We start from the raw sequence: 14277 nt of genomic DNA, 5'->3' as shown, positions 1-14277 counted from the left end.
TTTTAAATAGGATAGTTTATGGAGGTGATCTGCATGTTAAAAAGGAAGATGAAAAACGCTCAGCGTTCTCAAGAAATCATAAATGTATTTTTAAAAAATGGATTCAGCCATATTTTGTTCCGTCTGGGACTGACTGACCGAAAGTTTTCAACAACAGATGAAGCCGCAGATCTAAATTTATATCATGTAGGCAAAAAATTGCGGACTGCTTTGGAACAGCTGGGCCCTACTTTTGTCAAGCTGGGACAGATCGCCAGCGGACGCAGGGATTTAGTTCCGGCAGAGATTGCAGAAGAGCTGGAGAAGTTGCAGGATCATGTAGTGGCTTTTCCTTTCAAAGACGTGCGCAGGATTGTTGAACAGCAGCTGGAAGGAACGTTAGAAGAGTTATTTCAGGAGTTTGAAGAAGAGCCGCTCGCTTCTGCTTCTATCGGCCAAGTACATAGAGCCCGCCTGATCAGCGGTGATTTAGTGGCGGTGAAAGTCCAACGTCCGAATATTCAGCAGCAGGTAGAGACGGACCTTGCCATTTTGCATGATTTGGCCGGCTTTTTGGAAAAGAATACGGGTTGGGCGAAAGCTTATCATCTGCGCGATCTAATTTATGAGTTTTCTCATTCCCTGCGTGAGGAGTTGGATTATCAGCTGGAGGCGCGCAATGCAGAGAGAATCGGACGCCAGTTTGAAAAAGTTGCTGAAATCCAGGTGCCCCGTGTGTACGATGAATATTCTACACGTGTTTTGCTGACTACCGAGCTGATCACCGGAATAAAAGTGAGCAATATAAAACAACTCGATGAAGAAGGCTATGACAGGCAGATTCTGGCACAGCGCATAGCGGACTCCATGCTGTCCCAAGTGATGGAACACGGGTTTTTCCATGGGGACCCGCATCCCGGAAATATCTTCATTACTCCCGGCAATACGGTCTATTTTATTGATTTCGGGATGATCGGACAGCTGAGCAAAGAAATGACCTATCATTTCATCTCTCTCATGCTCGCATTGCAAAAGGGGAACATCGAGCGGATGATTGATGTCTTTTCAGCGATGGACATTTTGGATGACGATACGAATACTGATGCTCTTTACCGTGATTTGCAGATTATTGAAAGAAAGTATTATGAAACTTCTCTAACGGATTTGCAGCTAAGCGATGTCTTTATGGAAATTTTCTCCATTGCGTACCGTCACCGAATCCGGCTGCCCAATGAAATGGCGATTTTATCCAAAGTCATCATCACATTAGAAGGTGTGATCAGTAAACTTGATCCATCATTGAGCATCATGAAAGCCATTGAAGCGTACAGCAAAAAAGTTTTCCTAAAGCAGTTCGACCCGCGCAGACTGCTAGAAAACAGCTGGCATACCTTTGCAAAGAATGCTGAAATTGTCGCTGAACTTCCAACAGACATTAAAAAGGCGATTAGGACGATCGAAAAAGGCAAAGTAGATTTAGATATCGGCCTGAAAGAAACAAATGTTATTTTCCGGCGCTTCGATAAAATTGCCAACCGGCTTTCATTCAGTATTGTCCTGCTGGCCTTCAGTATATTAATGGTTGGTCTCATTGTCGGATCTGCCATTGCAGGACAGACGGCTATGTTTTTCCGTCTGCCGCTTATAGAAGTCGGTTCGGTCATTGCCACATTGATGTTTGCCTATCTGCTGGTTTCCATCGTGCGTTCAGGGAGGATTTGACTGTCATCAGCGGAAGCGTGCTATGTACTGCTGATGAAGTATAGCCTTGCGGGAAGAATTTTGTTCCAGCAAGGCTTTTCGTTCTCTATGAGCATGTTACAGTCAGTTATGATCATCAGTGACCGCAATATGAGCGCTTGCGCAGCGGCTATGGTCACACGTGGAGTGGATATGAGCGGCTAGTAGAATCTACGAGCGCCTGCAGAACTTTCATGCTCATCCAGCCTGTGATTTACCCAGTATTTCAATAAACTTTGATGCCGCAGGTGACAGCGATACCTCTTTTAAATAACACACACCAATACTGCGTTTTGGAATCTGTTCGAGAAACTCTACTTCATGCAGCCTGCCTCGTTCTAAGTAGTCGGATGAGAACTCTTTCACTACACAGGCGATGCCAAAGTTGATCTGAGCAAACTCTAGCAGCAGTTCATGGGATCCCAATTCAAATTCCGCATGGATTTTCACGCCTTTATCTAACAGAAAATCTTCTACATATTGACGGGAATTAGACTTCGGCTCCAGCAGGATCAGCGGCAGTTTCGTCAGCTCCTGCCATGGTACAGGCTTCAGAAACAGCTTTTTGAAACGTTCGCCGTAAACGAATGTATCCTGCACTTCAAAACATACCTGTTTTTCGAGCGCATCGTCTTCTACAGGAAAATTACAGACTGCGATGTCTGCTTCGCCTGATTTAAGCGCTGCGATGAGCTCCCGTGTCGTTCCGTTAATAATTTTAAAACGAATACTTGGATAATTGGTATGGAATGCCTCTAAAAAGGGCAATAAATAGTAACGGGAAATTGTATCGCCGACACCTATTTTCAATTCGCCCGCAGACAGATTCTTCATTTCCTGTAACTTTTCATTGCCGGCCTCCATTAAATTCAGTGCAGAATTCACATATTCAAACAGCAGAGACCCTTCATCTGTCAAATAAACACCTTTTGATGTCCTGTTAAACAAACGTGTATCTAATTCCCGTTCCAGTTGGGAAATGATCTGGCTGACAGCGGGCTGTGACATGAACAGCTGACGTGCCGCTTTAGAAAAACTTTCATTCTGGACTACTGTACGAAAGACTTTATACCATTCAAGATTAATTGACATATAACTTCTCCTTATATCCCCTATTCAATATATTAATTTTACTTATACCATGAACACAAGTTATAATACAAAGAAGAGTGATCAAATTGAGTTTCACTAAGGAGCGATTCATTTGGAAAGAGTAGTAGGTACCGTTGTCAGAGGGTTGCGTTGTCCGATCATCAATGAAGGCGATAATATCGAGCAAATCGTAGTAGACAGTGTGCTGGAAGCTTCCAGAGTTGAAAATATAGAATTTCAAGATAAGGATATTGTCTCCATTACGGAATCAATCGTAGCGCGGGCCCAGGGTAATTACGCTACGATCGGCAATATCGCAACAGATATTGAAGCGAAATTCGGCGACGATACGATTGGTGTCATTTTCCCTATTCTGAGCCGTAACCGGTTTGGAAATATTCTGCGCGGAATCGCGAAAGGTTCAAAGAGGATTGTTCTGATGCTCAGCTATCCTTCCGATGAAGTCGGCAATCACTTAGTGGAGCTGGACCGTCTGGATGAAAAAGGAGTCAATCCTTGGACCGATGTTTTGACGGAAGCAGAATTCCGCGAGCATTTCGGCGAGAACAAACACCCATTTACCGGCGTAGATTATATTCAATACTATAAATCATTAATGGATGAATTCGGCGTTGAGCACGAAGTCATTTTCTCCAATAACGCTAGAACCATTTTAGATTATACCAAAACCGTTTTGACATGCGATATTCATACACGTTTCAGAACTAAGAGGATTCTTGAGGCAAACGGCGCGGAAAAAGTCTACAGTTTGGATGATATCCTTGCACATTCCATCGACGGCAGCGGCTTCAATGAACAATTCGGCTTGCTGGGTGCCAACAAAGCGCAAGAGGACAGCATCAAACTGTTTCCTCATAAATGTCAACCTGTCGTGGATCAGATTCAGGAGATGCTGAAAAAAGAAACCGGCAAACATATCGAAGTCATGATTTACGGCGACGGTGCGTTCAAAGATCCGGTCGGTAAGATATGGGAACTGGCAGACCCAGTTGTTTCTCCCGCTTACACAGAAGGCCTGGACGGAATTCCGAATGAAGTAAAGCTGAAGTATTTGGCTGACAATGACTTTTCTGATTTACGCGGAGAAGAATTGAAAAAGGCGGTTTCTGATTATATCGAGAAGAAAGATACAGATTTAATGGGTTCCATGGCTTCACAAGGTACTACACCGCGTAAGCTGACAGATCTGATCGGCTCTTTGTCCGACTTAACGTCAGGCAGTGGCGATAAAGGAACGCCAATTGTTTTCATTCAGGGCTATTTCGATAACTATACGAATTAATTCAGATCGTGCATGAGAGAAAAATCTCGTGCACGTTTTTTTGTTCAGCCCGCTATCCTGTAAATAGTTGTTCATAATTTAATAGAAAGGATTGTGACTATGGCAAACGGTGTAATCAAGCGCAACAACGTTCACATCAGCGGCTCAGGCAAGATTATATAAATGAACCTGATTATTTCGTTGCACGAATCGGCGTTGAAGAATTCGTTGTGATCTTAGATGATCCTGATCATCAGAATAACCGTAAAAAGGCGAAAAACCTTCGACTCTACCTTGAGAGGTCTGAGTGGATCAGCACAGCTATAACTGTCAGCATGGACATCATCCGCTATCAAGAAGGCGAAAAAGCCAGCCATATTTATGTACGGGCAGACTATGCCCAGTACACCTCCAAAAGGAACAGACGTAATCAGTTGACGTCATTATAAAAGACACTGCAAGTTTGCAGTGTCTTTTTCAACCTCTTTATTCAGCTGCTGCGGGTACTTCGTTCTTTCTCCTATTGCTGAACAGCATAAACAAGCCGAGTGCAATGAGCACCACAACTGTCAGTACAACGTAAAGTTCCCTGTAGCCGATGACCGGAATAAGCGAGCCCAATAAGTAAGGACCAAAGCCAAAGCCGAAATCCAGGAAAATAAAGAATGTCGATGTCGCAACGCCGAGGCGCTCAGGCCGTACACCCTGGAGAGCGATTGCCTGTGCGCATGACTGGAAGTTCCCAAAACCGAGGCCAAGTATCCCCCCCGCAAGAAGCAGCATCCAGCCGGTTTGTACACCGCTCAGCAGCAACAGGCCGCCGGCAAATAGAATTAGTGATGGATAGACCACAAATTTATTCCCTTTCAAGTCCAATAACCGTCCTGAATAAGGACGCGACAGCAGAACCGCTATAGCGTACACTAAGAAGAAAAAGCTGGCAGTGCTGACTAAATCGACTTCTTCAGCATAAAACGAAATAAAGGACAGTACGCCTGAATAGGCAATAGCTGCGAGCAATGTGACAAGTCCGATTGGCAATGCCTGTTTCTCCAGCAGGCTATGAATACCAGGCTTTTCAATTGCAGATTCAACTGATTTTTTCGGCATGACCGCTTCAGTTTTCCTGACAAAAAAGAACATTGCTGCACAGCATACACTTAATACTAAACAGAATAAGAAGAGCACAGAGTATTCATAATGCTGACTCAGGAAGATTCCGAAGAATGGGCCGATAGCTGTAGCGAGGACAGTGCTTAAACTGAAATAACCGATTCCTTCTCCTCTTCGTGAGGGCGGCAGCATTTGCGCTACCATTGTCCCTGTCGCTGTAGATGCAATTCCCAGCCCAATTCCGTGGAAGAAACGATTTGCCATCAACAACGGCAAGTTGACAGAACCGAAGTAGAAAGCTGATGCTAACACTGTAACCGTCAGTCCGATCATTAGTATTTTCCGGCTGCCGACCTTTTCAATCAGTCCGCCGACCGCCAGCCGCGCAATTAGCGTTCCGATAATGAAGATACCGGAAACAAGCCCCGCCGTACTTGTCGATACACCGTATTCCTTAACTGAAAAAGGTGCGATGGTTACCATCAATAAATACATGACCAGCATTAAAAAGAAATTAATAATTGATGTAATGATAAAGTCCTTTGTCCATATCTTTCTATTCTCCATTTGATCACTCTCTTAGTTGATAAGATTTTTTCTAGCTGATTCCATGACCCGAATTGCCGTTTCTATATCCTCGTCAGAAACTCCGTCCAGCATTTCGCAATACAGCATTTCCAGCTCTGCCATTATCGTTTCTACTGTATGATGTCCCGACTCCGATAAATCAATGTGCTTTACACGCCTGTCCAAACCCGGACGGACAACAACGAGATCCATTTCCATTAAACGCTGCATGATATTTGTAATACTCGGCTTTTCTACTTGCTGATGCGCAGCAATTTCTGCAGAGGTCATTTCCCCATTCATCTTCAATAGCTTCAGAACACCCCACTGTGAATGAAATAGATTATAAGGAGCAAGAAGTGTATTCACTCGGTTCAGCAGAGGACGATACAGCTGAATATATTCCGTAAAAAATTGCTGCTGCCGTTTCATATGATGTATTCCTCTTTTCAATTAATTAGTTTGTCTAACTAACGTAATTTAATCATATTATCTTCTATTTGTAAAGAATTTGGATTAATGTGAGGAGGCAAACTTTGTTTTTGCAGCATACCGTTTCCCTGCGTTCCAGGCGGACGCGTGTCTTGCGGGCCCGCGGTGAGCCTCCCAGAGTGGTTTTAGCCGCGGGCTCACACGAAGTGAGTCATGCAACCGTTGCCGCAGGAAGCGGCGTACCTAGGTTGCCTTCCACTTCGGTACACTGGCTGGTATTTCAGAACTTATTATGTGAGTAGGTAGTATGAGCATACTGTCTTGATTATTATAATAGGTATGGTATTTCATGCATTACTTAACATTCACTAAATACTCAGGACCTTTGGATCAATGCTTTTACGAGATCGAGAAGTGATACTACGCCAACTAAATTCACACTTTGCAAAAAAACAGCATGAAATACATTCCACAAACCAGCATAGGCGCAACTGCGGGGTCGGCCGTTGCTATGAGACTCTTGGCATGCTCTACGCCAGTAGGCTCATAGCGTAAGGAAATCCCCCAGCGCCGGAGCGGGTTTAAACTGCAACATGATTTTAGCAATACATACATGACAAGTTGTCAAGAAACGATTTTCTTGCAGACCCCATAAAAAAAGAAGAACTCCGGAATTTCTCCGAGTTCTTCTTTTTCACTTTTTAATGTCCCATTACTTTCATTGACTGGACGATCATTTTCGCTGCATGAGCGCGGGTCGTCGGATCATTCGGCATAAACTTTCCTTGGTCCCCTGCCGCGATGTTCATTTCATACAAACCGGCAATTGCCCACTGGGTGTCCTTTGAGAAATTTTGAATATCTTTGAAAGGTGCGGCTGCTGCAGGTTTATAAGGTGTTCCTTTTGCAGTCTCGTATGCCCGGCTGAGTAATAGTGCGAGCTGCGCACGTGTAATCGGCTTATTTGGCATAAAGTGCCCGTTCACGCCTTTCATCAAACCGTAATCATATGCTGCCTGAATATCAGCTTTTGTACTGTCTGCATAGTACGCTAAGTCATCAAACTTCATGTTGCTGCTTTTCGGCTTCAGCTGCAAAGCACGTACGATGACGGAAGTTGCCTGTGCACGCGTCAACGATTTGCCGGGACGGAAAGTATGATCCTGATACCCGCCCATGATGCCGTTCGCCGCAGCTGCTTCAATGAAATCCTTGGCCCAGCTGTCCTGAATATCAGTAAACATGACAGATGGTTCTGTGGGCTCATTCTCCAGTGTGTACACTGTCGCCAAGTTGTGCATGCTCTTCTTGCCGTACTGATCTATCGCTTCAACCGTAAATTTGTATTCCTGGTTTGGCAGCAGGTCCGTAATTTCATAAGTCAGCACCGGGCTTATGACTTCTCCGACCATTTTATCGCCGTTATACACTTTATACGTCATAATCATTCCTGTATCCATGACAGGCTTCCAGTTCAAAACGACTGTGGAATCGTCTTTCTTTTCTGCAGTCAGTGCATCTTTCTCATACCATGGGTAATTAGCTGTCAGTGCTTCATGGAAAGCCGCTGCAACGACCCTGTAACCCGCTTCACTCAAATGAATATTGGCAGGGTTCGGCAAGTAAGTCTGAAAATCTTTCGCAATCAATTCGTCCGTTTTCACGAAATGAGCCGGCGTGCCCTGCATCCCGCTTTGAATCGCATCGTTCAGTCCTTTCATTAACAGAGCGATTTGCGGCTGCAGATCGGCAGGAAGATGCGGGAAGGAATTATAATATCCCATTACGTATACTTGTGCTTTCGGATTCAGCTCGTAGATTTTCGCTAAAATTTGCTGTGTATTTTTCCCTGTCTGCATCAAAGCAGCTTGGATTTCTCCCATATTGAACGACGGTTTCCCAGTCTTTTCATCAATTTTGAAATAAGGAAGAACGTCATTCGCACCGGCACTTAAAGTAATCAGATTCGCTTCCTGAATGGACCGGTGAAGAGTGGCGGTACTGTCTTGGGGACCTGTCCCGAGAACCGGCTTTGTCACGTCCGTCTGTAAGTCTTTCAGGACATCACCCGATGTGTAGCCGGGGAACGAAAATCCTTTATTGCTTGTTTGAAGAACTTCCTGTTTCATCAGTTCCTCCGTCAAAAAATCTGCATAGCCTTTACCCGGTTTACCATCCGAATTAATCCCGAATGCCAATGAATCCCCAAGCGCCAGGTAATTGACGGGCGCAATCCACGTCGGTGATTTGTCCGGCTCCGCGGCGGCTGTTTGGAGAGGTATCACAGCCAGCTGCAGCACCAGGGCAAATGCCAGCAACACATAACTGATACTCTGTTTTTTCAATACGTATTCCTCCTTTACCTAAATATTCTAAATTTAATCATAATCGCTAGCTTGCCAGACTGTCAAATTTTAGTACGGACATCCCATAACTCCGGAAAGAAACGATGATCAAGTACGGATTTCAAGTAGTTCACCCCTGATGATCCGCCGGTTCCTGTTTTAAAACCAATAATCCGCTCCACCGTTTTCATATGCCGGAATCTCCATTGCTGATGGCTGTCTTCAATGTCCACAAGTTTCTCCGCCAACTGATACAGATCCCAGTACTGATCTACGTTACGGTAGACTTTCAGCCAGGCATCCGCCACGCTTTCATCGCCCTTATAGGTGATTGAGAAATCACGTTTCAGCAATTCCGGAGTAATCGGGAATCCTGCGCGTGCCAGTGCCTGAATGGCAACATCATAAATGCCGGGTGCATGATAGGCTTTTTCCAGCATTTCCGACAACGCCGGATCTTTCTCATAAATCTTAATGATCTGCGGCTGCTTATAGCCGAGCGCAAACTCGATCAGCCGATTCTGATACGACTGGAATCCTGATGCACGGCCAAGGCTGTCACGGAATTCCATATACTCTGCCGGTGTCATCGTAGCCAGTACATCCCACGCCTGAATGATCTGCGTCTGTACTTTCGACACCCGGGCAAGCATCTTAAATGCTTCCGGCAGTTCATCCTTTTCAATTGAATCGATCGCGGTCTGCAGTTCATGCAAGATCAGCTTCATCCACAGTTCACTGACTTGATGGATGATAATAAACAACATTTCGTCATGATGCCCTGACAGCCTGTGCTGGCTCGACAGCATCTTATCCAAATCTAAATACTCACCGTACGTCATAGACTCACGAAAGTCCGTATGAATTCCCTTTTCCGTCATGCCTGCCACCTCCTGACGACCGCACGCACTGGGCTGCCGTCTGCTTCCTGCAACGCAAGCGGCAGCGCAATCAGCTCATACTGACCAGGCTCCAGTGTATCCAGTACTAAATTCTCGATAATAATGACATCATTGCGGTACAGCGAATGATGTCCCGGCAGCTCTTTGCTGTCTTCCGCGTCAACTGAAGGCGCATCCGTACCGATCAGACGCACCCCGCGCTCTTTTAACAGCGGTCCCACATCTTCACCGATCACTGTGTAATCCACAGGAAACTTCTCGGAAGTCGGATGGCTACCTGTTTTCAATAAAACCCGCTCGACTCCATCAAAGTCGAAGGACTCCAGATCTGCACGAGCTACACATTTCAAGCCTGTTACATCAAGGAGAACGGCGCGGCCGATGTAAAGATCAACCGGCAGATCCAAAATACGCTCTCCTTCATTATCATAATGAAATGGTGCATCTGTATGCGTTCCAATATGCGTGCTCATCGTCAGCTTCCCGATATTGACGGAACCCGATTGTTCCTTTGATACCGCCACTTCATAGGTAAACGGCGTATCTCCCGGCCACTCCGCGATTTTGGCGGACAGCGGCTGTGTAATATCAATCCATTCATTCGTCATGCCACTACACCCCGCTCATTTTTAAACTGTTTGTACGTTTCATCCGCCATAATGCGTTTCAGAATCTGCACCGTCTGCCATACATCTTCAAATGAATTGTACAGCGCAACCGGAGCCAGTCTGATGCCGTCTGGCGCTCTGAAATCCGGTACCGCACCTTCCGCTTTCAGCGCCTGGCAGATCCTCGCCGCCTCTTCATGCTGCAGCAGTATATGTCCTCCGCGCGAAGCATCTTTCGGATTGCCGATGCCAAATGAAAAGTCCTGCAATTCTTCCTCTATGCAGCCCATCATGAACTTCGTCAGCTCAAGAGATTTCAAGCGGATCTTCTCTATCCCGATTTCTTCAAACATTTCCAATGAACCGATCAAAGGCGCGGCGCTCAATATATGCGGTGTTCCGATTTGATAGGCACCGGCATCGGCGGCAGCTGTCATCGTGTGATCCATATCAAACTGCTTCGATTTATCCGAACCAAACCACCCGGCCAGACCTGCTTCTTTACCGAAATGCTGTTCATGGACGTACAGTCCGCCGACAGAACCCGGCCCCCCGTTCAGATGTTTGTATGTGCACCAAAACGCAAAATCGGCACCCCAGTCATGCAGTTCATGCGGAATAGAGCCGATGGAATGGCAAAGATCAAAGCCGATTGGAATGCCTTTTTCATTCGCCGCCTTTGCAAGCATCTCCATGTCCAGGACCTGTCCGCTGCGGTACAGTACGGCAGGCAGCACGATCAATGCCACTTCCTCTGTCATCGCTTCGATAATGCGTTCCTCGCAGAGCGTCAGTCCGTCATCACTCGTAACGCGGATCAGTTCCGATTCGGAATCCAGGCCATGCAGCCTGATCTGGCTTTTCAGCGCATAGATATCCGAAGGAAAATTCAATTCATCCGCAAGTATTTTGGTGCGTTTGCCGGAAGGCCGGTAAAATGTCACTGCCAGCTGATGCAGATTTGACGTGGTGGATCCAGTTGCAATCACTTCCGTTTTCCCTCCGCCGACCAGCGACGCCATGCGTTCCCCCAGCTGCTCCGCCATATAAAACCATGGATGCGCTCCTTCTGTCCAGCCGTCTATGCCGAGTGTCCTCCAGGAATCCAGCAGCTGCATCAGCGTTTTTTCCGCCCGCTTAGATAGAAGTCCGAGCGAGTTGCCGTCCATATAAATTTTATCCGCCGGCAAATAAAATTCCTCGCGGTAAGATGACAGCCGATCTTTTTCATCAAGTGTTTTTGCATACATAAGTGTATGGGAGTGCATATACATTCTCCTTTCTTTCTGTAATTAAATAATAGCATATTAAGAGAATATAAAAACGCTTACAGTACGTGTGACTTCACCGCTTTTCTATGCTACGATCTGTTAAAAAGGAGTGATTGGCAAATGGAGACATTTACAGAACGCGCAATACAGGTCATCCTGCAGATTCCTCCGGGTTATGTCATGACTTACGGGCAAGTCGCAGCTGAAGCAGGCAATCCGCGCGGTGCACGGCAAGTGACCCGCGTGCTTCATTCGATGAGTGCAAAATACGGATTGCCATGGCACAGGATCATCAACGCAAAAGGCGGCATTTCCACTCCTGAGAATGCAGAGTCCAAAGGTGAAACACAACGGCAGCGATTAGAATCGGAAGGCGTTCAATTTGATACCAATGGACGCATATCACTCGAAATTTATCGCTGGCACCCTCCCCTGCAGACATAAAAAATGCTTGGTCGGATGGATCTCCGCCAAGCATTTTTTATATCATTGCAGCAAACTCAAAAACTTCTTCGTTCTCTCATGCTGCGGATTGGTGAAAATTTGTGCAGGTGCGCCTCTTTCCACAATAACGCCACCATCAATGAAAATGACTTCATCTGCCACTTCCCGTGCAAAACGCATTTCATGTGTCACGACTGCCATCGTCATGCCTTCCTGCGCCAAATCCTTCATGACGCGCAGCACCTCATTGACCAGTTCGGGGTCAAGTGCAGATGTAGGTTCATCGAAGAGCATGACTTTCGGGTCCATAGCAAGCGCCCGCGCAATCGCCACACGTTGTTCCTGACCCCCTGAAAGCTGGTGGGGATATTTCTCTTTATGATCCGCCAATCCTACTTTTGCCAGCAACTGTTCCGCAGTTTCACCAGCTTCTTTCTTGGATACTCCTTTGACAGTTGTCAATCCTTCCGTCACGTTTCCTTTGGCTGTTAAGTGCGGAAACAGATTATAACTTTGAAACACCATGCCTGTAAGCCGGCGGAACGCTCCAATTGCTTTTTTTGATACCGGCTGGTTGAAATCCAGTTGCTGACCGTCAATGGAAATGCTTCCGCCGTTTGGTGTTTCTAATACATTGAGACACCGCAATAATGTAGATTTGCCAGATCCGGAAGGTCCGATGATGACGACAACCTTTCCAGCTGCGATTTCCAAGTCTACATTATTAATCACTTCTAGCGGTCCAAATGACTTTTTTAATCCTTGTATCGTAATCATGAGAGACCTCCTGACTTGCCGACGAACCGGTCGAGCCGCACTTCAATTCTGCCCTGTATAATGGAAAGGATGAAACAGATCACCCAATAGACGAGCGCCGCCATACTATAGACGAATAAAAATTCATAGTTCATCGACGCTATTTCCTGTGCCCGCCTGAACGTCTCCGCCACTAAGATTGTCGCGGCTAATGAAGTGTCCTTCACCAATCCAATAAAGGAATTCGAAAGCGGCGGAACAGAGACCCGGGCAGCTTGAGGCAAGATGATCTTGCGAAGTGCCTGAGAATAGTTCATGCCGATTGAATACGCTGCCTCCCATTGACCTTTCGGGATGGACAAAATGGCTGCTCGTATAATTTCTGAAGCATAAGCCCCAACATTCAATGAAAAGCCTATGACCGCCGAAGGGAAAGGATCAATAACAATCCCCATCGTCGGCAGGCCATAGAAGATAATAAATAATTGTACCAGCAGCGGAGTACCGCGAATAATGGAGACATATACCCTCGCAATTCCCCGCAGTATTTTGCTGGAAGAGATTCGTGCCAAAGCTGTAAAAATCGCGATTACGAGGCCGATGATGAACGTAATGACCGCCAAAGGAATCGTGAACTTGATAGCCCCTTCAATCAAAGGCCCGATGGATGTCGATGCGATTTCCTGAAGTCTCTGTATCCGGTCGGGGCTTAAGAACACACTATTAAGATACATCTTCGCCGAACCATTTTTCGGAGATCTCTTTTAACGTGCCGTCTTCGCGCATCGCATCTAATGCTTTATCCACTTCATCTATCAAGTCTTCATTGCCCTGTCTGAATAAAAATGCGTTTTCCGATTCGTTTTCAGCTGAGGTATTTTCTTCTTCCACAATTTGAATTGGTGCATCCGGTTTCTGTTTCAAGTAATCCAGCGCTGAAATCTTGTCATTGTACGTGCCATCCACTCGCTTGGAGATGACCAAATCAACTGCCTGGTTAAAGCCATCCACTTTGATGATTTCTGCTCCATGTGATTTCGCCAGCTCACCGTAGTTGCTTGTCAGTGTCTGTGCAGCTTTCTTGCCTTCCATCCCATCGAATGCAATCTGCTCATCTTTAAGAGTGACCAGTACGGAATGAGAGCGTGTATACGGCTGGGAGAACGCGTATTTCGCTTTACGGTCATCATTGATTCCGACTTGATTGGCAATGACATCGAAACGCTTGGCATCCAATCCTGCGAAAATCGCATCCCATTGCGTCTCAAAGAATTTTACTTCCACGCCGAGGCGTTTCGCGACCTCTTCAGTCACTTCCACATCATAGCCCGTCAATTTACCAGATTCATCATGGAAAGAGAAGGGTGCATAGGTTCCTTCTGTTCCTACATTCAGGACCCCTTTTTCCAATACTTCATCCAACAGGCCGTCCTTTGCAGCTGAATCACCTGACGATTCTTCTGTTGGTTTTTCATTTGAACCATTGGCCTTGTCGTCATCTTTCGTCCCGCAAGCAACCAATACACCTGCCAATAAAATCAATAGAAATGGTAGTAAAAACTTTTTCATTTCTTAAACCCCACTATTCTAATAAGTATTTGTGTTTTAAATCATAGAAGATTGATATGGCTCTGTCAACATATAAAATTCCTTGTACAAGTTATTATACTACACAGAATTGGCAAACAAAACAAAATACTCTGGTTAACAGCAGTTCAAAACCTATTAAAAGACTTGGAATTCGAA

At 45.8% G+C, this 14277-nt stretch carries 13 protein-coding genes and 1 pseudogene; 4 read left to right on the top strand and 10 right to left on the bottom strand.

All coding sequences use genetic code 11. The annotated features are described in order from the left end of the window. Window positions 1-33 precede the first annotated feature (33 nt). On the top strand, window positions 34-1701 hold the full coding sequence (locus tag GDZ68_RS11650; RefSeq protein WP_153722480.1) for an ABC1 kinase family protein: 1668 nt from the start codon (window positions 34-36) through the stop codon (window positions 1699-1701). A gap of 216 nt (window positions 1702-1917) precedes the next feature. Here the strand turns inward: GDZ68_RS11650 and GDZ68_RS11645 are convergent, their stop codons facing one another. After that, a complete protein-coding gene (locus GDZ68_RS11645) occupies window positions 1918-2811 on the bottom strand; it encodes a LysR family transcriptional regulator (RefSeq protein ID WP_153722479.1) in 894 nt (297 codons plus the stop codon). Window positions 2812-2923: 112 nt separating this feature from the next. On the opposite strand from GDZ68_RS11645, the gene GDZ68_RS11640 reads away from it, so the two are divergent. Then, on the top strand, window positions 2924-4114 hold the full coding sequence (locus GDZ68_RS11640) for a coenzyme F420-0:L-glutamate ligase (RefSeq protein ID WP_153722478.1): 1191 nt from the start codon (window positions 2924-2926) through the stop codon (window positions 4112-4114). Between the two features lie 137 nt (window positions 4115-4251). Next, window positions 4252-4542: pseudogene (locus GDZ68_RS18405) on the top strand (diguanylate cyclase domain-containing protein); the annotation flags it as partial. 37 nt (window positions 4543-4579) lie between these two features. Here the strand turns inward: GDZ68_RS18405 and GDZ68_RS11630 are convergent. The 6 genes from GDZ68_RS11630 to kynU all read right to left on the bottom strand — a co-directional run bounded on the left by GDZ68_RS11630 (window position 4580) and on the right by kynU (window position 11328). Continuing rightward, complete coding sequence (locus GDZ68_RS11630) at window positions 4580-5773, bottom strand: MFS transporter (protein ID WP_153722477.1); 1194 nt, start codon at window positions 5771-5773, stop codon at window positions 4580-4582. Between the two features lie 12 nt (window positions 5774-5785). Beyond that, complete coding sequence (locus tag GDZ68_RS11625) at window positions 5786-6205, bottom strand: MarR family winged helix-turn-helix transcriptional regulator (RefSeq protein ID WP_153722476.1); 420 nt, start codon at window positions 6203-6205, stop codon at window positions 5786-5788. Window positions 6206-6906: 701 nt separating this feature from the next. After that, a complete protein-coding gene (locus GDZ68_RS11620; RefSeq protein ID WP_153722475.1) occupies window positions 6907-8550 on the bottom strand; it encodes an S-layer homology domain-containing protein in 1644 nt (547 codons plus the stop codon). A 62-nt stretch (window positions 8551-8612) separates the two neighbouring features. After that, window positions 8613-9431 carry a tryptophan 2,3-dioxygenase gene (gene kynA, locus GDZ68_RS11615; protein WP_153722474.1) on the bottom strand — a complete coding sequence of 273 codons (819 nt, stop codon included), beginning with the start codon at window positions 9429-9431 and terminating at the stop codon, window positions 8613-8615. Further along, window positions 9428-10060: an arylformamidase gene (kynB, locus tag GDZ68_RS11610; RefSeq protein ID WP_153722473.1), complete on the bottom strand. Its 633-nt coding sequence runs from the start codon at window positions 10058-10060 to the stop codon at window positions 9428-9430. The genes kynA and kynB overlap by 4 nt, the downstream gene beginning before the upstream one ends. Continuing rightward, window positions 10057-11328 (bottom strand): kynureninase, encoded by a 1272-nt coding sequence (gene kynU / locus GDZ68_RS11605; protein ID WP_153722472.1) that lies wholly within the window; start codon window positions 11326-11328, stop codon window positions 10057-10059. The genes kynB and kynU overlap by 4 nt, the downstream gene beginning before the upstream one ends. 123 nt (window positions 11329-11451) lie before the next feature. On the opposite strand from kynU, the gene GDZ68_RS11600 reads away from it, so the two are divergent. Next, entirely contained in the window at window positions 11452-11775 is a 324-nt protein-coding gene (locus tag GDZ68_RS11600) for an MGMT family protein (RefSeq protein WP_153722471.1), read from the top strand. Window positions 11776-11817: 42 nt separating this feature from the next. On the opposite strand, the gene GDZ68_RS11595 is transcribed toward GDZ68_RS11600, so the two are convergent. The 3 genes from GDZ68_RS11595 to GDZ68_RS11585 are packed head-to-tail and all read right to left on the bottom strand — an operon-like array spanning window position 11818 to window position 14100. After that, complete coding sequence (locus tag GDZ68_RS11595; protein WP_153722470.1) at window positions 11818-12552, bottom strand: amino acid ABC transporter ATP-binding protein; 735 nt, start codon at window positions 12550-12552, stop codon at window positions 11818-11820. Further along, window positions 12549-13265 (bottom strand): amino acid ABC transporter permease, encoded by a 717-nt coding sequence (locus GDZ68_RS11590; protein WP_153722469.1) that lies wholly within the window; start codon window positions 13263-13265, stop codon window positions 12549-12551. Before GDZ68_RS11590 ends, GDZ68_RS11595 begins: the two co-directional genes overlap by 4 nt. Beyond that, entirely contained in the window at window positions 13255-14100 is an 846-nt protein-coding gene (locus tag GDZ68_RS11585) for an amino acid ABC transporter substrate-binding protein (protein WP_153722468.1), read from the bottom strand. The genes GDZ68_RS11590 and GDZ68_RS11585 overlap by 11 nt, the downstream gene beginning before the upstream one ends. Window positions 14101-14277 lie beyond the last annotated feature (177 nt).

Origin of the sequence: Sporosarcina cascadiensis (assembly GCF_009650995.1) — a bacterium.
Taxonomy (GTDB): Bacteria; Bacillota; Bacilli; order Bacillales_A; family Planococcaceae; genus Sporosarcina; species Sporosarcina cascadiensis.
The sequence above is the reverse complement of the archived record's forward strand: the minus strand, read 5'-3'. Positions and strand labels throughout refer to the sequence as shown.

Bases quoted from the DNA above. Each gene is read 5' to 3' on its own strand.
- GDZ68_RS11650 (WP_153722480.1), top strand. From the start codon at position 34: ATGTTAAAAAGGAAGATGAAAAACGCTCAGCGTTCTCAAGAAATCATA.
- GDZ68_RS11645 (WP_153722479.1), bottom strand. From the start codon at position 2,811: ATGTCAATTAATCTTGAATGGTATAAAGTCTTTCGTACAGTAGTCCAG.
- GDZ68_RS11630 (WP_153722477.1), bottom strand. From the start codon at position 5,773: ATGGAGAATAGAAAGATATGGACAAAGGACTTTATCATTACATCAATT.
- GDZ68_RS11625 (WP_153722476.1), bottom strand. From the start codon at position 6,205: ATGAAACGGCAGCAGCAATTTTTTACGGAATATATTCAGCTGTATCGT.
- kynA (WP_153722474.1), bottom strand. From the start codon at position 9,431: ATGACGGAAAAGGGAATTCATACGGACTTTCGTGAGTCTATGACGTAC.
- kynB (WP_153722473.1), bottom strand. From the start codon at position 10,060: ATGACGAATGAATGGATTGATATTACACAGCCGCTGTCCGCCAAAATC.
- kynU (WP_153722472.1), bottom strand. From the start codon at position 11,328: ATGCACTCCCATACACTTATGTATGCAAAAACACTTGATGAAAAAGAT.
- GDZ68_RS11600 (WP_153722471.1), top strand. From the start codon at position 11,452: ATGGAGACATTTACAGAACGCGCAATACAGGTCATCCTGCAGATTCCT.
- GDZ68_RS11595 (WP_153722470.1), bottom strand. From the start codon at position 12,552: ATGATTACGATACAAGGATTAAAAAAGTCATTTGGACCGCTAGAAGTG.
- GDZ68_RS11590 (WP_153722469.1), bottom strand. From the start codon at position 13,265: ATGTATCTTAATAGTGTGTTCTTAAGCCCCGACCGGATACAGAGACTT.
- GDZ68_RS11585 (WP_153722468.1), bottom strand. From the start codon at position 14,100: ATGAAAAAGTTTTTACTACCATTTCTATTGATTTTATTGGCAGGTGTA.